Origin of the sequence: Bacillus sp. N5-665 (genome assembly GCF_022637375.2) — a bacterium.
In the GTDB taxonomy this organism is placed as follows: domain Bacteria; phylum Bacillota; class Bacilli; order Bacillales; family Bacillaceae_G; genus Bacillus_A; species Bacillus_A wiedmannii.
In genome coordinates, this window is the sequence record NZ_CP093325.1 from 3,133,058 (window position 1) to 3,151,991 (window position 18,934).

Sequence of the window (18,934 nt, forward strand, 5' to 3'; positions counted from 1 at the left end):
GCCTATCACTCAAAAATAAAATATAAAACTTACGGATTAACAGATTCCCCATCACCATTTTTCTCAATTTCAAGCATGTTTTTGTCGTACATTTTAAAGAATGGTAAATAAATAAGGAATGATATTGTTATGTTTATAAATACGAGTACAATCGCTCTCCAATCCCCACCTGTTGCTAAATATGCACCAATTGGAGCTGGTAATGTCCATGGAGGCATTATATGTGTTGGTGTAACAAACCCCATCGCAGTTGCTGAGTATGCAATAGTTGCTGTTACTAGTGGTGTAATGATAAATGGGATAATTAATATTGGGTTTAGTACGATTGGTAATCCAAAAATAACAGGTTCATTAATATTAAAAATACCAGGTACAATACAAGTTCTTGATAATGCCTTCGAATATTTTGATCGACCAAATACAATCATAGCTAATACAAGTCCTAACGTCGCACCAGAACCACCAATCCATATAAACCATTGGTATAATGGTTCTGGTGAAATGAATGGTAACTGATTTGCGCCACTAGCAACTGCTTCACCATTTTTCCCTAAATATACTTCCCATAATGGCCGGGCAACAGTTCCAACAACCGATACACCATGAATTCCGAATGACCAAAAAAATGTAATTAAAAATACTGGAATGATTACACCGAAGTAACTATCACCAGCTTTTACTAACGGTGCCGCTAATTTATCAACTACATGATGTAAATCAATACTAAAAACGACAGTTACTAAACTCATTAAAATAATAACGAATGCAGCAGGTATAAGTGCTTCAAACGAACGTGAAACAGACGGCGGTACTTGTTCTGGCATTTTAATCATTACATTTTTCGTCTTACAAAATCTTAAAATCTCAACTGATAAAATAGAAACAATCATTGTCACGAATAATCCATGACCTCCGAGATTTGTCATCGGAAGCATAAACCCTTTTTTATCAATTAATTCAGGCGTTAATGTTAATAGTAATGAACATACTGCAAGCTGTGCTCCTGATAAAGCATCTAGCTTATAACTTTTCGCTAAATTATACCCTATTCCAAATGCTATATATAAAGACATAATAAACATCGTTAAACGATATGGTATTAATATACTTGTTTGATTTTTTAATGCCCAAACAGATATGAAACTATCTTTCGGTAATGGTGGAAATGCTACGATTAAAAAGAAACTTCCTACAATAATAAATGGTAACGCTGAAATAACTCCATCACGGATTGCTTGTAAATGCCTCTGTTCAGAAAGCCTTGCCATCGGTCCAGATAAGTTTCTATCAAGAAACGTGACAAATTTATTCATAACGCTTCCCCCTAACTAATTAAATCATTTACAGTTTTTAATAAAGTCGGTCCGCCAAGCGGCGTGTATGCTTGTGGCGGTATGATACCGCACGGGATAGATTCCTCTTCTGCGAATTTTTTAACAGAGTCAAATCTATGTCTTACTTGAGGTGCAACCATTACAACGTCCCAGCCATTCTTTACTTCTTCCTCTATCTCACTTGTTCCAATGGCATGGACTTCCATGTTTACACCTTTTTTCTCCGCCTCTTTTTTTAAAGCGTTTACAACAATTGCACTGGACATCCCTCCAGAACAAACGAATAAAACCTTCATTTATTAATCCTCCTATACTTATAAATTATCCCCTTCGGATGAAAGGAAGTTTCACTTTACTAACAAGCATATGAAGAAGTAAAAGAATTTAGTTATATTGAAAGTAAATTTCAGTAAAAATATTTTTCCTATTAAATTAATGTTTCAATATTTATTTTTCTCAATTGTAAGTACAACCTCACCTCGGATATCATATTAGCTAACCATATAATAGGGAGGCGTATAAATAATCATGAAACGTTTATTAGTGATATGTTGTATCGTCATCTTTTTTATTCCTTTCTCTTTCATTTCTCCTCACTCTACTTACGCTGAAGTAAATACTACGTATAAAAAACACGAATTACGTGCTGTATGGATTGCTTCTGTACTTAATATTGACTGGCCCTCAAAAACTGGCTTACCTATCGCAAATCAAAAACAAGAGTTTATTAGATTATTAGACGATGTAAAAAACATTGGTATGAATGCAGTTGTTGTACAAATAAAACCAACCGCGGATGCTTTTTACCCTTCCAATTACGGTCCTTGGTCAGAATACATTACAGGTACACAGGGAAAAGATCCCGGATACGACCCGCTCGCATTTATGATTGAAGAAGCACATAAAAGAAATATAGAATTCCACGCATGGATTAATCCATACCGAATAACGATGAATCACACTGATATAAATCGATTATCGGATAACCACCCTGCAAAACAGCATCCGGATTGGGTTGTACCTTATGGAGGAAAGTTATATTTTAACCCTGGTATTCCAGAAGTGAAAAAATTTATTACAGAAGGCGCTTTAGAAATCGTACAAAATTACGATATTGATGCTTTGCATATGGATGATTATTTTTATCCATATAAAGTAGCTGGTGAAGAATTCCCCGATCAAAAAACGTTCGAAACGTATAATAATGGTAGATTTACAAATATAGAAGATTGGCGACGTGACAATGTAAATGAACTTGTCAAAGGTTTAAATACTGCTATAAAACAAGAAAAATCATACGTAAAGTTTGGCATAAGTCCGTTCGGCGTATGGCGAAATATAGCCGACGATCCAACTGGCTCTAACACAACTGCAGGCCAAAGAAACTATGATGACCTTTATGCTGATACACGTGAATGGATACAAAAAGGTTATATTGATTACATTACACCGCAAATATATTGGAATATTGGTTTCACACCAGCTGCATATGACATATTAGTAGATTGGTGGGTAAAAGAAACAAATAATAAACCGATTCACCTATACATCGGTCAGGCAGCCTATAAAATTAATAATAATTCTGTCCCAGCTTGGTCTGATCCTGAAGAATACCCAAGACAAATTGCATTAAACCGGTTATATCCTGAAATAAAAGGTAGTATGCATTTTAGCTTAAAAGATATGAATAACAATCCACTAGGAGTTAAAGATAGACTCTCAAAAGACATATATAAACATCCTGCATTAATCCCATCTATGCCTTGGCTTGATCATGATCCACCAAAACAACCGACTTTAAAAGGTGCTATTCCAAGAGATGAAGGTATTGCTGTAGGTATCATTGATGATAGAGAGAATGACACTGCGTATTACGCCATTTACCGTGTAAAGGGGAAAAATGAAGTGGATACAGAAAATCCAAAAAATTTACTTACTGCTGTAAGAAAAACAAAGCTCGGAGAAATTTATGTAGATAAAACAGCTATTTCTGGAGAAACGTATACGTATGTAGTAACTGCAGTCGATCGATTGCATAATGAAAGTGTTGCATCTAGTCATACAACCGTTAAAGCAAAATAACAACTAATAAAAAAACGCCTTAAAAGCTAAGCACTATAGCTTTAAGGCGCTTTTTTTATTTATTCTTAAACTTCTCAGTCGCTGCTCTCATCTTCACATTCAAATCGTGATCAATCGAGTCACGAATATCTCGCTCGACTACTTCCATTTCTTTTTGGAAATTTTGCAAGTAGATTTTTAATTCTTCTTCTTTTTCTGGTCGTTGTGAAGGAGGTAATTGTACGACTAACGATAGCATAGCTGTTAAATCTTTCATTAAAAACGTTTCAAGTTTATGTTGTTGTTCAAACATACGCTGCTCCTGATAATACGGCAAGGCATTTAATACTGAAATTGTAATTTCATCAACCGTTCTTTGTAATGAAGGGTTGATTGAGCGCTTATACGTTTGAATTGTATTTAATGCATCTGGATATCGATCATAAAAATACAATTTATAAAACGAAAGGTCTGATGGTTTTACTGTTTGCTGCGTTTCTTGTCTTAAAAAATCTTTTACTTTCATCGCCGCTACATCAATATCTTCATTTGTAAGTTTTTTCGTTGTTTTCGCCATTACATGTACTTTTTTCTGTTTTTCTTTCGGTAACATTGAGAATACTTGCTCTCTCGTACGTTGACCCGATGCACAGAAAAGAGTGTTTAATGTATATTGTTCTTTCTTTCCTTCCGTACGAATCCAGCGATAAAAGAGTGGGTGTTGTGTAAATTCTTGTAGAAACGGTAATGATTTATTCGATAACTTATCTAAAGAATCATGTGCTCTTTTATATGGTTTCGTCCATGAAAAATACAGTTTACGTCCGAAATATACAACTAAAACAACGACAGTAAATGCGATTAAAAGCAATGTACCCAATAGTACTAATACTGTTTGAATAAAACTCATTTTTTCACCTCCTCTAAAAGTCTGTTATTTCCTTGGACGCTGAATGAGTTTTTGTTTCATTTCATCATTAAATGTGTCTAATTCAATTACAAACTTCTTACTTGACTCGATAATACGTTCTGATGATTTCTCAGAAGCTTCAATCGCAGCAAATACATTTTGGAATGATTCACGTAATTTATCCATGCTAATAGCAGGATTTTCAAGAAGTTTTGTTGTTTCTTCTGTATTTTGTTTTAATGCTTGTGAGTTACTTAATACCATTGATTCAATTGCTTCATTTGTCGCATTCACTGCATCAATTGTTTTACGCTGATTTGTTAACGCTAGCTGGATAGCAGCTGAAACTGTTACAACGTTTTGCGTCATCGTAATTGCATTACGAATTGCCTCTGTTAACTTTTCATTATTTTTCTTAATAATGTCTACAGATGCGATAGATTGTAATAGCACACTTTTCGCTTGCTGCATATTTCGTGTACGTACTAGAATTTTTTCTAATGCATCGTTAATTAATGGAATATCTCTTTGACGTTCTGGATTTTGTTTCTCAGCTTCCAGCATACCAGCGAGTTTTCTTCCTAAGTATACTTGTTTATCAAGAGCGTGAATTTTATCGTGCGATTGTTCTTTAAGCATTTCAAGACCAACTGTATCTTCTTGTAAGTTGTCACGACCAATTAGAAGGGATCTTATAATCTCTTCAATTTGTTTATCTATAGATTGATATTTATGCACGTATGTTTCAAGTGGATTTTTCTTGAATACTTTAAACATAATTTTCTTCATACCACTTGCTTTTAATGAATTCGGATCAAGCTCTGATACCACTTTGCGTAATTCTAACAATGTATTTGGAATTTCTTCATTCTTTCCATTCATCATCGCTGTTACAGGACGTTTTAATGCTGATAACGTTTGTCCTGCTGCTTGTTGCTCTTTATCCCCTAAATCTCCTAGCTGTGACAATACTTTTGATAAATCCGTATTTTGCTCGCTATTTAATTTTTGTACATAAAGATCAGCTTCTTTATTCAGTTCCTCTAATTCTTGATCTTTTATAACTGTATCTACTACTACTTCTACATTATTATCTTTCACAATGGATACAGGTTCTTTTTTCTCGAGTTCAGTCAACAAAATCGCTCCTTTATTTATATGTGCGAATTTATATGCACTATATTTCATCTATTATATCGTATTTCATATACATTCTAACTGCTTGAAATCGATTTTTTTAGAAATGCCTGTTTATGCAGTCATTCCCTGTTTCTTACTATAAGTATACCTGTTCTCAACATTATTTTCCTCAGACTTAAGACCTAGAGAACAACATGCTGAAGGCGGATTCTTCGTATGTTACGTATATAAATTACGTCCTTCCCATCTTACTGTACTCAATCTTTTGACATACACCCTTTTTCAATGTGATAATTATATTACGCTCAATCCTAACTCTTCTTAAGCGCTACAAATGCTCCATTTTGAAATGCCAATAAGACCGTTTCAAACATTTCATCTTCTTCAATCATTTTTCTAAACTCGGCTAATTCGCTTGCATGAGAGGTTGCGTTATCAACAACAAGAAAACCCTTTGGTTGTAAAATGCGTTTTATATGCTCAAGCCACCACATGTATTGCGTACGCTTTGAATCTAGGAAAATAAAATCAAATGAGTGATCTAATTGCGCATCTAAAAATGCCCCTGCTTCTTGATTATGAACATCAATCCTTTGTAAAAGGTTTGCCTTTTCAAAATTGACAAGTGCCTCTCCAACTCGTTCTGAAGAAAGCTCTACAGTTGTTACATTTCCATTTGTTTCTTCTACCGCATTAGCTAACCACAATGTAGAATAGCCATTAGAAGTTCCGATTTCTAAAATGTTTTTTGCGCTACACCCTTTTACTAAAATCGATAAAAACTGCCCCATCTCACGAGTAATATTCCGTAACTTTTCTTCCCGTGTTTTTTTATTTCGATCATGCTCTTCTCCATATTGTTCAAGTTGAAATAATAATGAATCTAACGTATCCATTTTTTCATCGCCTTTCCAAAGCAATATGATGAAAAAGCTCTTGCTGCCCGTCTACTTTCATTATATGCGAAACAAAAACCTTTTTCTCGTTATATGACAAAGATTTGAATTTTTTTATAGCATATTGTTTCGTTTTTTGGTAAAGTTAATTTCTACGTGCAATTATTCCATTCATACTATTTTTAATTCAATTGCAGTTATTAAAAAATATAAACCCCAATTAAATGAATCGGTATTTCAAATTCAATTAAGCGCCCTTTCCGGACGCATTTTCTTTTGTTTATATATTTCTAGAAGAAAGGATGCTTACAATGAACGTGATTAGCTTAGATGCTGCTCGAAAGCGCAAAGAGCATAAAAAATTAATGATTACTATACCGATTATTTCACGTATTTATGAAGAAGATGGGGAAATTAAATTTGAGGTAGCAGGCGAAAAAGATGTACCTCTTGAAATGTTAGAGAAATAAAAAAAAGACGCACTTCTAAAGAAATGCGTCTTTTTTTATACTGTTACATTTAAGTGCATAAGTTTTTCAGGATTAACCATCATATAAATGTTTGAGATTTTCTCATTTTCAAATGTAAATGAAAGCACATAAGTCACTTTATTATTTACTTTAACAATAACACCTGGGGCACCATTTACCATCTTATAATCAACATTGTACTCTTCCGGGAACTTCTTCCCAATTCCAAAGAATAAACGTATAATTCTATCTGCAGAATAGATTGGATGGATTGCAGTTGTAGCTTTACCACCACCATCAGCTTTTAATATCGCATCTGTTTTTAATACTTCTAACATGCCTTGCGCATCCCCACACTGCAATGATGATACAAATTTCTCCACATAGGCAGCCATCTTCTTCGTACTTAATGTTGACTGCTTCGGCTTATCCAAAATACTTTTTCGTGCACGTTGAAAGATTTTTCGGCAGTTCGCATTACTCTTATCTACAATTGAAGCGATTTCTTCGTATTCATAACTGAAAACCTCTCTTAATATGAAAACAACTCTCTCTACCTCAGACAATTGTTGTAAAAGTAATAAATATGCCGTAGAAATTGATTCTTTCATTACAAATGACTCTGATGGATCATCAACCTCTTCCACAAATGGCTCTGGCAACCACATTCCGACATATACGTTCCGTTTATGTGCTGCCGAACGTAATTTGTCAATTGAGCGATTTGTTACCATTTTACATAAATAGGCTCTCATATTTTCTATAGATTGAACGTCCTCTATATTATTAAGTGATATAAATACGTCATGGACGATATCTTCAGCATCCATAACACTCCCAAGGATTCTATATGCTAACGAAAATAATAATGATTGATACGTTTCATATAATTGCTCCGTTTCCATGATGAATTGCCTCACTTTCGGATTGCTTTAATATGTGTAACGCTGCACGTTTTCCGCTTGCTACCGCAGCATCAGCTAATATTTCATCATGTCCTAACCAATCTCCTGCAACGTAAACACCTGGCATTCCAGGTATATTAGGGCCTGGTTTTTCAACACGGTCAATATGAGGAAAATCATATACTACCGTTATTTTCGGTAAATATTGCTGTGCAACAACTTCCCTTTCCCAATTCGGATGTAATAATTCCATCGTATTTTCTAACTGTTCTTTATCATCTTGAATATGATTTAGCTCAAACACAGGGGTATGATACTTAATTAGACTTACTGCAATTGATCCGTCTTCACTTAATTTAGCTGCTCTCGATTGATTTGTATAAAATATAGGTTGATCTAAGCCTAATACAAATTGATGTGTAGGATTGGGTAATCGTCTCAAACCAATATCTAATGCAGCAACGGTAACCGGTACTGATTGTTCACTCCATCTATGCAAACTTGTTCCTTCCGCACCTTTTATAATTTTACAAGCTTCTTTCGGTGGAGTTGTTACAATGACTGCACCTGCTTCAAATACTTCATCGTCAAAACATTGTATTCTTTGTTTCCCTTCACAATGCTGTATTTTCAAAACATGCTTTTTAGCCAGAAATTGCACACCACTAGTACTTGCTATATTCCTTAAATTTGTTATTATCGTCTCCCAACCGCCATCTACATAAAGTACTCCTTCTTTCATAGAAAGCTGTATTTGCTTTAGTACAGAAGATGCTAATTGTATTGTAGGAGCATACGTATATGTTGTTGTTCGGCATAATGCATAAAATATATTTCGAACCATTGGATCTTTAATTTCATTTTCTGCCCATGTAGTTAGGCTCATTTTCGGAACTTTTCCTACATCTAAGTTTCCTAAATGAATCATAAGACGAGCGAACTGTACTTTTGTAGACCATGAAAGTAACGGTGTTGATAAAATGGAGCGAAAATCTGTTGGAATGGTATAAATATCCCCTTTCCATATTCCATGTGCTTTTGTAGATGGGATTTCACCTGGAAGATTTACTCCTAGCTCATTAAAAGCTAAAAACGCTTCTCCACCTCTATATAGAGCATGTGCACCAAGATTCATACAAATGCCGTTTTTATTTATTGTCATCCCTCGACCACCGAAGTGACTGGACTTTTCTAATACAATAACTTTCCTTCCAGCTTTCGCTAAATATATAGATGCTGTTAATCCAGCAAGCCCACCACCAACAATTGCTACATCAAAATGTTTCATAACAAAATCCCTCCTTATACGTTCTACATACAAGACGAACGATTAAGGGGGGATGTGACATTCAGTTACACATAATTTATTTCATCTAACCACTTTATTGCAGTATCAACTGTCAAACAGTTACACCTTCTACAAACAAACTTATTTACATAATAATGTTATTTTCTAATCAATTACATGCTGGTGCCAAATTTCTCTTTCTTCTTCAGACATCCCTCCTATTATTTTTGAAAAATCTATTTTCCTATCAAATGAGTCTTTTAACATATAAAATTGTTCAAACGATCCTGTAAATATTTCTAATGATCGAGAACAACAAACCGTTTCAAGGTTATCAATTGTTGCGCCATCTAATTCTAATTCCTTTAGCCCTTTCATTTTACCTAATGCCGATACATCTTTTACCTTTGCATCTGTCAACTTTATATTTTGAATTGACGCATTGTGTCGAAAGCAATATAAATTAGCGATGTCGCTATTTTCAAATTCAATTGTGATTAACTTATTTAAATTTTGCAAAACAAGTAAATCCAATTCACTAACATTCTCTAAACCTAAAATATATAAATGCTTTAAATTATCTAATTTCGAAATCGCATAGAGCTGCTCACGATTTGAAATATGTACAGAAAGCGATTCTAATTTTTGAAACCGCGGTAGCAACGAAAAATCTTGAATACTAGTATGTGAAATATTTAATTTTTTTAATGATGACATTTCTACAAGTTCCGATAAATTATTTATCTTCGTATTCTTTATATTCATTTCTTGTAAGTGTTTTAGATGTATGATTGGCGTTAAATCTTGAACCGGATTATTAACTAAATATAACTTCTTTAAAGAATTCATTCGTTCTAATCCTGCTAAATCTCGAATTTCATTTCCGGATAAAATTAGTTCTCTCACTTCTGTACAAATCTGTAATGGACTAATATCTACTAACCCTTTTCCACCTAAATATAATCTCTTCTCTCTAATAAACCTGTCTGCACGTTCAGATGCACCCACTATATTTCTCCAATTCTCATCTAAACTATCGTACCAATCTTTCACGTTATTTTCAGATTGAAATATAAATTGAGGATGTAAAACAGGTAATTCAATATTAAATAAAGCGTCTAAAAAATGTATATTATCGTTAGCACCATAACTCCAATATATATAATCTTCCTCTTGATGAATGGTGAAATTTTTACTTTTTAGCGTTTGTAAAATAAATAGTAATAAATCTGAAATTCTATTTGCAATTACGTATTTCACTTCTTCATCTCTTCCAAAATTAATTACTTGTCCCATTTCCCCCTTTTCATCCGGATCAACATCTATTCCTATATTGTTACCGCCATAATCTTTACTAATAGGTATCCAATTGTGATTCACATATCTTTCCTTAATCCATTCTGTTGGTATTGAAAATGCATCAAAATTAAAAAAATCATCCTCTTCAATTCTTTTCCATATTCTCCACTCATCCAAAACTTCATCTAACGAGAGAAATGGCAAACCAAAAAATAACCCTGGTCCTGATTTATCCTCACCGTTATGTGCGAGATAAAGATTACGTAATTCATCTGGAAACGAAATTCCCATTTCACTTTCGGCATATTGAATTTCTTCTATTGTTGCAGGTGCATTCAAAAACGGTTGAAAGTAATTTGTTAATTCAACTTCCAACTCTTTTAAAATATTATGGTTCATTTTCTGCACTCCCCTTGTACTCCAAATTAAAAAAGCGCTATCTTTTACATTAATTGTAATTAATAGCACCATTTTTCGCAATGAAACTCTTGTAATTATAGTGCATTCAAACGAACAATTTTATCACTTTACAAACGAAGAGCAGCAACGCTTTCACATTTCAATAACTAGACTCATATCCTAAATTCAAATTGCATGAAAATATAAGAAAGGCAGGTAATACAAATGACTGCTAGTATCGACTACACTTCCCCCTCAACTAATTTCACCCATGATTTAAGTAAAAGTAATTTTTTTAAGAAAAATGCCCAAAATTATATAAACGTACTTGGCATGAAACAATTAAATACGTTAGAAAATACTTCTTTATTAGATATCTATTTAAGTACAGGAAATGTTATAGAGCCGCATATTCATCAAAATGCAGCTGAACTTGTTTACTGTATTTCAGGATCTGCTGTTGTTTCCTTACTTAATCCTTTTACAAACCAAATATTAAACTTACCGATAAAACCAGGGCAAGTTGCCAACATTCCACAAGCGTGGTGGCATTATGAAATTGCTACAGCAGATGGTACTCATTTATTAGCTATTTTCGATGCCCCAACCCCAGAAGTTATTTTTGGTTCTGATATTTTAAGATTAACTCCCGCTAATATGATAGCTCATACTTACTGTCTCGATGAACAACAATGGAAACAAGCGGTATCCCCTATTCAATCCACTACAGTAATTGGTCCCCCAGCAAACTGTAATAAAAACCGAGGAATGATAAACCCACCAACTCATCCTCCTAATCCACAACAAAATTTATATTACCAAGATTCATACTATTTCCCTCTTTACTGGGGATATTAATTTATTTCATTAATAGACAATTATTGATCTCCTCGGAAAATACGTAGGAGATTTTTTATTGTATATCCACCATTCCTATTTTTTTCGTAACAATTAATAGAGTACATACATATAATATTTATATATCTAATTGGAGGTGATAGTACTATGAGTAATTATAACTATCGAAAAAACTACTCTAATAATAAAAATAGTAGTTCATCAGCATCCTCTCAGTCTTCGAATTCTCAATCTTCCAATTCCCAATCACAAAGAGATTTAGCCGAGCAAGGCTATGTAAAGAAAAAAGGATGTAACTGTAATAAAAACAAATAGTTTATTACTAATTTGAACTATAACATTTCAACGCTCACGATAAATAACTTTCTTCCCTTGTATACCATTTATGAAATGGATGAATTCTATTTTTAATAGAATTCATCTTTTTTATTTATAGGTAATTTTTTCAAACCATTTAACTTATTCCATAAATAATAAAGTATAAATCATACATTTTGATTTACCACCTATCTTCCCATAAAATATAGCCCTTCCTAATAAAATTAGGAAGGGCTATATACAGAATACATTACCACAAGTTATTCGATATTAATACCTGCACTTACAAATCCAGCAACTGCAGCTATTGGACTTGCTGCTGTTAATGAAACATATAACAGTATTTTATCTCCAGCAGCTACTGGAATAGCTTCAGGAATGATTCCCGATGCTGTAGCACCAATCGCTATTACAGCAAATGCTGGTGCTAATAATAAAGGTGCGCCCTGTACTGTAAACGTATTACTCGCTGCTGGTGCAGTTAATATTTGTATCTGCACTTGAACAGGTGATAATGGAGCTAATGCAGCTGTTGCACTAAAGAAACCTGCTAATGACGTAATAGTTCCTGCACGTGGTGCTACAAATGCATAATCACCTATACCTAACGCTAATGTGATACTTGTTCCACCCGTTAAAGCTATGCCAGGCTGACTAAATCCAAATCCAAGAAGAGTTCCTGTATTAGCTATTAATGCGTTAACTAACGCAGATGGTGTTGTACCTGAAGCGAATGGAATAATAGCTCCGCCACCTGTTGCACCAGTTGCTCCTGTTAATCCTGTTGCTCCCGTTGCTCCTGTTGGACCTGTGTCTCCCGTTGGACCTGTTGGGCCTGTTGCTCCTGTCGGGCCTGTGTCTCCTGTTGGGCCTGTCGCTCCTGTTGCTCCTGTGTCTCCCGTTGGACCTGTTGGGCCTGCTACTCCTGTGTCTCCCGTTGGACCTGTTGGGCCTGTCGCTCCTGTTGCTCCTGTGTCTCCCGTTGGGCCTGTTACACCTGCTCCTGTCGCTCCTGTCGGGCCTGTTGCTCCCGTTGCCCCTGTTGCTCCTGTTGCTCCGCCTCCTGGACCTGTTGGACCTGTTGGACCTGTTGGGCCACCTCCTGGAGTAGCACCAATTAGTTGAACTAATAAGTTTAATAGAAGTTGTAAGCTTGCAGGATCAATAATTAAAGAGAAGAAGAATGGTGCAAGAGCACTGAAGAATTGTTGTAATAAAGAAAGTAATTGACCTAGGTCTGGGTTAGGAGATTGTAGTAAGTTAATAATACTTTGAATTAATTGTTTTAAGAAATTCCCTTCTGGAGAAGGTGCTAATTCATTTAGTAAGTTCAATAGTTGAGTAAACAAATTGAGTAAAGCTAATCTGTTTGCATCACTTGGATTTGCAAAAAACGCTGCAATAGCCGCAATTAAAGAGTTTAGTAAAGTTATTAATCTTCCTAATTGTTCGCTAGTAATTGGAACCGTTTGTGGATTGTTACAACAATCTGGAGTGAAAACAATCGGATTATTGCAGTTGTTATGACCAAAACAATTGTTATGTGACATTTATTTCCTCCTTACTTATCTTATATTTGAGTGTTTTCCTATTATAAAAACTATAAAATTGCGTATAGGTTTCAGTCACTTAAAATAGGAAACATGAATTATAATTAAACTGAAAAAACGATATTTAATTATGTTCATGACTCACATATTAATTATATGTTTTTAATAATTGACTGCTTAGATTAAACACCTAAACTTAAGAGTTTATTTTAATTTTCCACGTTTATCTCTTAGGTCCAAAAGCACATTTTAATTTAAATATTAAAACTAAGCATTTGCATATAACCAACAAGTAACAACACCATCTTTTCAGATAAGTAACAATATCTTTACTAAAATTATGTTCTCTCAATAATTAAGAAGCCGTTTCTATTATAGAAAACTCTCATACAATATATCGGACAAGTTATTCTATAATTCGTTCAAAAAATAATTTAGGAGGTGAGAATTAATTGCCAATCATCCAACCATTTATGGCATCTAGAAGATTTACATCTACACTAGGAGCTGGAACAGGAACAGGTGCAGCTTTTGCAATTGCTGCTACAGCTTGTTTAAACGATGCTGGTACTACTGCAACTGCTTTTCCGACTTTTACGTATTACAACTTTTATGTAAACGGCATTCTTCAACCTAGTGTGAACTCCAGTATTACTACTGGACCTACTGGTGCTATTACAATTCCTGGCGGAGATGCATTAGACGGCGGAATTCCAATTACAATTGAATTTATCGTCACTTAGTTTAACTACTTTAATGTAGAACAAAAAGACAGATTCTTTTTATTTAAGAATCTGTCTTTTTTAATTAATAATGATGAATTGCAAAATAATTGAAGAACCTTGCGTAGGTGGTTGATTATCCAATAAAGTTAGCTGACCATTACTAACCAGATATAATGGTTGTGGTTGAAGTATTCCATTAATAAACAAATTAATATAGGAAACCTCATCAGGAGGTAATATGTGTGTTGTACCATATTGAGCTATCCCATCTGAATCTGTATATATAAGTTTTTCTCCATCTGAAAAAGTGTAAAATAATAAATTAGTTGTTGTTATGGGACCAATAACTCCCGTTGGACCCGTTGAACCCGTTGAACCTGTTGCTCCCGGTGTTCCTGTTACTCCCGTTGGACCTGTTGCTCCCGGTGTTCCTGTTACTCCCGTTGGACCTGTTGCTCCTGGTGTTCCTGTTACTCCCGTTGGACCTGTTACTCCCGGTGATCCTGTTAAACCAGTCGCACCTGTTACTCCCGGTGATCCTGTTAAACCAGTCGCACCTGTTACTCCCGGTGATCCTGTTAAACCAGTCGCACCTGTTACTCCCGGTGACCCCGTTAAACCAGTCGCACCTGTTACTCCCGGTGATCCTGTTAAACCAGTCGCACCTGTTACTCCCGGTGATCCTGTTAAACCAGTCGCACCTGTTACTCCCGGTGACCCCGTTAAACCAGTCGCACCTGTTACTCCCGGTGATCCTGTTAAACCAGTCGCACCTGTTACTCCCGGTGACCCCGTTAAACCAGTCGCACCTGTTACTCCCGGTGATCCTGTTAAACCAGTCGCACCTGTTACTCCCGGTGATCCTGTTAAACCAGTCGCACCTGTTACTCCCGGTGACCCCGTTAAACCAGTCGCACCTGTTACTCCCGGTGATCCTGTTAAACCCGTTGGACCCGTCGGACCCGTCGGACCGGTCATTCCCGTTGGAATATAAATTGGGGGAAGAACTGGAAACGTAGGTCCAATGTTTTCAGGTTCTATCATAGCTTTATTTATTGATGATTTATCATCTCGCTTCACTTTAATACCTCGTTCCACATTTTTGTTTACTACTTAACAAAATAATACATCTATCATTTTAGAAGAATTCCATAACTACTTTTTTCATTCTCAAATGATTTTTACATATAGTAAACTTTTTACCGTTGCTATAACTAGTAGTAATAATATAATAAAATGATAGTTCCATTTCAAAATACTAAATCGGTTACGTTCTAATTTAAAAATGAGGTGATTTATATTCAAGATAAGAATGAAAAAATGAAAAAAGAACTATTATCACTGGCTCTTGAAATTATTCTTCCATACAGACTTACAGGTCCTACTGGGCCCACAGGTAATACCGGTCCTACAGGCATTACTGGACCCACAGGTATTACTGGGCTCACAGGCATTACTGGGCCCACAGGTATTACTGGACCCACAGGCATTACTGGACCCACAGGCATTACTGGACCCACAGGCATTACTGGACCCACAGGTATTACTGGACCCACAGGCATTACTGGACCCACAGGCATTACTGGACCCACAGGTATTACTGGACCCACAGGCATTACTGGACCCACAGGCATTACTGGACCCATTATTACAACAAACTCTATGTTCGCTAATAATACATTAGGTGGTCCCATCTCAGTCATATTAGGTGGAACTAATATTCCACTTTCTAATAACCAAAGTCTCGGTAATTTTACAGTGAACGCTACAAATGATATATATACAATTCCTGTTACTGGAAGATATTATTTAACCTATCAAATTAATACAACAACTTCTCTACTTGCTGGTACAAGGCTACTATTAAACTCTTCGACTCCACTTCCCGGATCTATTTTTTCACCCGCAATATCAACTTCAAATTATAATAATAATTTAATAACCAATTTAATTGCTGGTAATACAATTTCCCTTCAAATATTCGGCGTATTATCCATAGTTAATTTAGTTGGAGGTGGTTCAACAGGTGCCTCTTTAACAATTATACGAATCGATTAATAAATGATTCATTCTTTTTTATAATAAACATTCTTAGCTGCTAAAGTAGTAACTATTACGTCATTCCTAAAGCTAATAATATTTCAATAATTTCACGACAGTGATTAAGCAATAAAAACAATTTGTACTATACTCATAGTAATAACCATCTATACTAAATTTTCCGTATATACATTATCAATTTACACTTCTCCCTGCCAATGTTACATTAAATAAGAAGACAGTTTCCCAAAATGCGAACCATCTCAAAACGTATTTGAGAAACATAATCCAATCCTATACGCGAGAGCAATACTATGTCGACACTCAAACGAGTGTCTTTTTTTATGAATTTTAAAAAATAAAACCATCTCTTATAGATGGTTTATCAACACACATTTCTTTATATTCTTGATGCAATTGTAAGTTTATGCAGCTGGATAATAAATGGTCATACTTAACCGAGTTAGCGTACTTCCGGAATTATGATAAGAGTGCGTTCTATCCGCCTTAAAGCGAATTGCATCTCCGCTATTTAATGTATATTGACAATCATTTATTTCAATTATCAATTCCCCTTCAAACACCGTTATAAATTCTTCGGTCCCTTCTTTATGGCCTTCCGAACTTAATTTTCCTTCTGTTTCAATTTCAACCGTATAGATTTCAAAGTTCCTATCATCTTGAAAAGGAAAAGAAGGATACACTTTATATCTCCCATTGTCTTCTGATAATACTTGAACATCATTTCGTAAAACAACTTTCGTATCTGGTTGCGGATTATTGATTAAAGAAGTAAAAGACACTTTCAAACCATTAGCAATTTTCCATATCGTTGTTAATGTTGGACTTGACTCCCCTCGTTCAATTTGTCCAATCATCGTTTTACTCACACCTGTTAATTGCGAGACCTTTTCCAAACTCATTTTCTCTTTCTCTCGTATTGTTTTTAAATTTTTCGCCAAAATAAGTTGAATTTCTTCCATAAGAAACACTCCTACACTATATACAATATAACGACCGTTATGTATAATAAAAAGCACACGTTATATTGTTCTTTTTGGTCATTATAACACACACTAAATAATTAGGGGGTTTTGAAATGCCTATATTTTCTTTTTTGTTATTTGTTTTTATAAGTAGCTTCACACCCGGTCCTAACAATTTTTTAGCTATGACATACGCTAATCAACATGGTTTAAAAAGGAGTATGCAATTTTGTTTTGGAGTAGCTTTCGGGTTTTTCATCCTCACTTCCTTATGTAGCTTCTTTAATATTGTACTAATTAATATCCTACCCATAATCGAATTCCCTTTAAAAATTTTAGGTGTAGCATATATGCTATATTTAGCATTTAAAATACTCACTAGTAAAACTAGTACAGATCCTGATGAAAAACATAATAAAAACTTATTTACAGTGGGGATTTTTCTTCAGTTTGTTAACCCTAAAGGGATACTATTCGGCCTAACTGTAGTGTCAACTTTTATTCTCCCTTACTATAATTCATATTCAAGTTTTCTACTCTTCTCATTATTTCTAGGTGTAGTTGGGTTAATGAGTACATTTAGTTGGAGCTTATTTGGTTCCATGTTCCAAAAACTTTTATTAAAACATACTAAATCTTTTAACATCATTATGGCCGCTTTATTAGTTTTTAGTGCTTTTTCAATTGTAGTCAATTAAATTCAAATTCTAAATTTTTTTGATAGTATATTTTAAAAATATAGCTGAGATGCCCAATGAATCCTCCGCTCCATACATCACTTATTTAGTTTTAGGGCGGTGTCTTGTATATATTCTTATTCATTCGGATAAAAATTTTAAAAAGAGGATTACTCATTAAAAGTTATCCTCTTTTTGGCGCCAATTATTTTTTAAACGTACTGTTCCTCAAATTAAACTCTTTACTTAACTTCATACCACCAACCTTTACGATCAAGCCAACCTGTCATACCATTTAATTGCGTATCTGATGTTGGATCGGAAATAAAATATGTTAATCCATCAGGCTGTAAAATAAATTTAGCTGTCATTTTAACTGAATTTAAAGCTTGCATAGCTTCAGGAACTTCATACGGTGAGAAAGCGCCTGATTGGATAATATTTTGTTTTGATGGCGGAGTTGTCCCACCAGATTGCCCTGTTAACGCATAAACAATTGAATTTGCAATCTTATCTGGATTCCATTTTGACATATCTGCTTCATTATCGATAAATCCAAGTTCAATTAAGATTGCAGGTGCTTTCGTATTCGCTAATACATAAAGGTCTTTTCGCTCCTTCGCGCCACGATTTGACCAGCCAATATCTTTTGAAAGTTGCGCTGCTATCTTTGCTGATAAAGCTTGTTGGTCATAATACAGTACTTCAACACCATTAGCATTCGTATCATATGAGTTTAAATGAAATGAAACTACTAAGTCTACATCATGTGAGTTTGTTTTAGATACAATGTTATTTAAATTTTGCGCTTGTGTTGTCCCTACTTCATCAGTATCATCATAAACTGTATGCCCTAATGCTCTTAATTTAGCAACAACTGCATCCTTAACTTGGCGATCCATAATATGTTCTTTCCGATTCCCATAATTTGCACCCTGTACAATACTATTATGACCTCCATGTAAACTATATCTAGCCATTGTTCAACATCCCCTTTTTTATTAATATATTCAAAGCTCGTCTTATTGTCCGGTCAAATATCCAGTAAAGCTCCAGCAAACAATAATAAGGGCACTAA

General features: G+C 34.7%; 18 protein-coding genes. 6 read left to right on the top strand and 12 right to left on the bottom strand.

The window, feature by feature from the left end; genetic code table 11:
* Positions 1 to 29: 29 nt before the first annotated feature.
* A complete protein-coding gene (locus tag MNO09_RS18695) occupies positions 30 to 1,313 on the bottom strand; it encodes a PTS sugar transporter subunit IIC (RefSeq protein WP_001032306.1) in 1,284 nt (427 codons plus the stop codon).
* Between the two features lie 11 nt (positions 1,314 to 1,324).
* Positions 1,325 to 1,630 (bottom strand): PTS sugar transporter subunit IIB, encoded by a 306-nt coding sequence (locus MNO09_RS18700; protein ID WP_000865895.1) that lies wholly within the window; start codon positions 1,628 to 1,630, stop codon positions 1,325 to 1,327.
* 226 nt (positions 1,631 to 1,856) lie between these two features.
* Between MNO09_RS18700 and MNO09_RS18705 the strand changes: the two genes are divergently transcribed.
* Positions 1,857 to 3,416 (top strand): glycoside hydrolase family 10-like protein, encoded by a 1,560-nt coding sequence (locus MNO09_RS18705; RefSeq protein WP_033659156.1) that lies wholly within the window; start codon positions 1,857 to 1,859, stop codon positions 3,414 to 3,416.
* Between the two features lie 55 nt (positions 3,417 to 3,471).
* Here MNO09_RS18705 and MNO09_RS18710 read toward each other — a convergent pair whose 3' ends face one another.
* The 3 genes from MNO09_RS18710 to MNO09_RS18720 form a co-directional block, all read right to left on the bottom strand.
* Positions 3,472 to 4,305: a DUF3974 domain-containing protein gene (locus tag MNO09_RS18710; protein WP_000008384.1), complete on the bottom strand. Its 834-nt coding sequence runs from the start codon at positions 4,303 to 4,305 to the stop codon at positions 3,472 to 3,474.
* Between the two features lie 24 nt (positions 4,306 to 4,329).
* A complete protein-coding gene (locus tag MNO09_RS18715) occupies positions 4,330 to 5,442 on the bottom strand; it encodes a toxic anion resistance protein (RefSeq protein WP_000137410.1) in 1,113 nt (370 codons plus the stop codon).
* A 314-nt stretch (positions 5,443 to 5,756) separates the two neighbouring features.
* A complete protein-coding gene (locus MNO09_RS18720; RefSeq protein WP_088107170.1) occupies positions 5,757 to 6,341 on the bottom strand; it encodes an O-methyltransferase in 585 nt (194 codons plus the stop codon).
* A 311-nt stretch (positions 6,342 to 6,652) separates the two neighbouring features.
* On the opposite strand from MNO09_RS18720, the gene MNO09_RS18725 reads away from it, so the two are divergent.
* Positions 6,653 to 6,811 (top strand): hypothetical protein, encoded by a 159-nt coding sequence (locus tag MNO09_RS18725; RefSeq protein WP_001100982.1) that lies wholly within the window; start codon positions 6,653 to 6,655, stop codon positions 6,809 to 6,811.
* Positions 6,812 to 6,846: 35 nt separating this feature from the next.
* Here the strand turns inward: MNO09_RS18725 and MNO09_RS18730 are convergent, their stop codons facing one another.
* From MNO09_RS18730 to MNO09_RS18740, 3 genes are all read right to left on the bottom strand, one after another.
* A complete protein-coding gene (locus tag MNO09_RS18730) occupies positions 6,847 to 7,716 on the bottom strand; it encodes a sigma-70 family RNA polymerase sigma factor (RefSeq protein WP_000447164.1) in 870 nt (289 codons plus the stop codon).
* The gene (locus MNO09_RS18735) at positions 7,694 to 9,004 is read right to left on the bottom strand and encodes a phytoene desaturase family protein (RefSeq protein ID WP_000680073.1); all 1,311 of its coding nucleotides are present in this window, start codon (positions 9,002 to 9,004) and stop codon (positions 7,694 to 7,696) included. The genes MNO09_RS18730 and MNO09_RS18735 overlap by 23 nt, the downstream gene beginning before the upstream one ends.
* Before the next feature lie 165 nt (positions 9,005 to 9,169).
* The gene (locus tag MNO09_RS18740) at positions 9,170 to 10,702 is read right to left on the bottom strand and encodes an SMI1/KNR4 family protein (protein ID WP_078183218.1); all 1,533 of its coding nucleotides are present in this window, start codon (positions 10,700 to 10,702) and stop codon (positions 9,170 to 9,172) included.
* Positions 10,703 to 10,927: 225 nt separating this feature from the next.
* On the opposite strand from MNO09_RS18740, the gene MNO09_RS18745 reads away from it, so the two are divergent.
* Entirely contained in the window at positions 10,928 to 11,560 is a 633-nt protein-coding gene (locus MNO09_RS18745; protein WP_078183200.1) for a cupin domain-containing protein, read from the top strand.
* Between the two features lie 578 nt (positions 11,561 to 12,138).
* On the opposite strand, the gene MNO09_RS18750 is transcribed toward MNO09_RS18745, so the two are convergent.
* Entirely contained in the window at positions 12,139 to 13,428 is a 1,290-nt protein-coding gene (locus MNO09_RS18750; RefSeq protein WP_088107161.1) for an exosporium glycoprotein BclB-related protein, read from the bottom strand.
* 452 nt (positions 13,429 to 13,880) lie between these two features.
* Between MNO09_RS18750 and MNO09_RS18755 the strand changes: the two genes are divergently transcribed.
* The gene (locus tag MNO09_RS18755; protein WP_001121646.1) at positions 13,881 to 14,171 is read left to right on the top strand and encodes a DUF4183 domain-containing protein; all 291 of its coding nucleotides are present in this window, start codon (positions 13,881 to 13,883) and stop codon (positions 14,169 to 14,171) included.
* Between the two features lie 60 nt (positions 14,172 to 14,231).
* On the opposite strand, the gene MNO09_RS18760 is transcribed toward MNO09_RS18755, so the two are convergent.
* Entirely contained in the window at positions 14,232 to 15,233 is a 1,002-nt protein-coding gene (locus MNO09_RS18760; RefSeq protein WP_241950040.1) for a DUF4183 domain-containing protein, read from the bottom strand.
* A gap of 210 nt (positions 15,234 to 15,443) precedes the next feature.
* Here MNO09_RS18760 and MNO09_RS18765 point away from each other — a divergent pair, with 210 nt between their 5' ends.
* Positions 15,444 to 16,211 carry a BclA C-terminal domain-containing protein gene (locus MNO09_RS18765; RefSeq protein ID WP_241950041.1) on the top strand — a complete coding sequence of 256 codons (768 nt, stop codon included), beginning with the start codon at positions 15,444 to 15,446 and terminating at the stop codon, positions 16,209 to 16,211.
* Positions 16,212 to 16,618: 407 nt separating this feature from the next.
* Here the strand turns inward: MNO09_RS18765 and MNO09_RS18770 are convergent, their stop codons facing one another.
* Positions 16,619 to 17,233 carry a helix-turn-helix domain-containing protein gene (locus tag MNO09_RS18770; RefSeq protein ID WP_098656909.1) on the bottom strand — a complete coding sequence of 205 codons (615 nt, stop codon included), beginning with the start codon at positions 17,231 to 17,233 and terminating at the stop codon, positions 16,619 to 16,621.
* A 59-nt stretch (positions 17,234 to 17,292) separates the two neighbouring features.
* Between MNO09_RS18770 and MNO09_RS18775 the strand changes: the two genes are divergently transcribed.
* The gene (locus MNO09_RS18775; RefSeq protein ID WP_001121295.1) at positions 17,293 to 17,877 is read left to right on the top strand and encodes a LysE family transporter; all 585 of its coding nucleotides are present in this window, start codon (positions 17,293 to 17,295) and stop codon (positions 17,875 to 17,877) included.
* 221 nt (positions 17,878 to 18,098) lie between these two features.
* Here the strand turns inward: MNO09_RS18775 and MNO09_RS18780 are convergent, their stop codons facing one another.
* The gene (locus MNO09_RS18780) at positions 18,099 to 18,836 is read right to left on the bottom strand and encodes an N-acetylmuramoyl-L-alanine amidase (protein WP_000135308.1); all 738 of its coding nucleotides are present in this window, start codon (positions 18,834 to 18,836) and stop codon (positions 18,099 to 18,101) included.
* Positions 18,837 to 18,934: the final 98 nt, after the last annotated feature.

Coding starts and splice junctions, on each gene's coding strand:
- MNO09_RS18695 (WP_001032306.1), bottom strand. CDS start 1,313: ATGAATAAATTTGTCACGTTTCTTGATAGAAACTTATCTGGACCGATG.
- MNO09_RS18700 (WP_000865895.1), bottom strand. CDS start 1,630: ATGAAGGTTTTATTCGTTTGTTCTGGAGGGATGTCCAGTGCAATTGTT.
- MNO09_RS18710 (WP_000008384.1), bottom strand. CDS start 4,305: ATGAGTTTTATTCAAACAGTATTAGTACTATTGGGTACATTGCTTTTA.
- MNO09_RS18720 (WP_088107170.1), bottom strand. CDS start 6,341: ATGGATACGTTAGATTCATTATTATTTCAACTTGAACAATATGGAGAA.
- MNO09_RS18725 (WP_001100982.1), top strand. CDS start 6,653: ATGAACGTGATTAGCTTAGATGCTGCTCGAAAGCGCAAAGAGCATAAA.
- MNO09_RS18730 (WP_000447164.1), bottom strand. CDS start 7,716: ATGGAAACGGAGCAATTATATGAAACGTATCAATCATTATTATTTTCG.
- MNO09_RS18735 (WP_000680073.1), bottom strand. CDS start 9,004: ATGAAACATTTTGATGTAGCAATTGTTGGTGGTGGGCTTGCTGGATTA.
- MNO09_RS18740 (WP_078183218.1), bottom strand. CDS start 10,702: ATGAACCATAATATTTTAAAAGAGTTGGAAGTTGAATTAACAAATTAC.
- MNO09_RS18745 (WP_078183200.1), top strand. CDS start 10,928: ATGACTGCTAGTATCGACTACACTTCCCCCTCAACTAATTTCACCCAT.
- MNO09_RS18750 (WP_088107161.1), bottom strand. CDS start 13,428: ATGTCACATAACAATTGTTTTGGTCATAACAACTGCAATAATCCGATT.
- MNO09_RS18775 (WP_001121295.1), top strand. CDS start 17,293: ATGCCTATATTTTCTTTTTTGTTATTTGTTTTTATAAGTAGCTTCACA.
- MNO09_RS18780 (WP_000135308.1), bottom strand. CDS start 18,836: ATGGCTAGATATAGTTTACATGGAGGTCATAATAGTATTGTACAGGGT.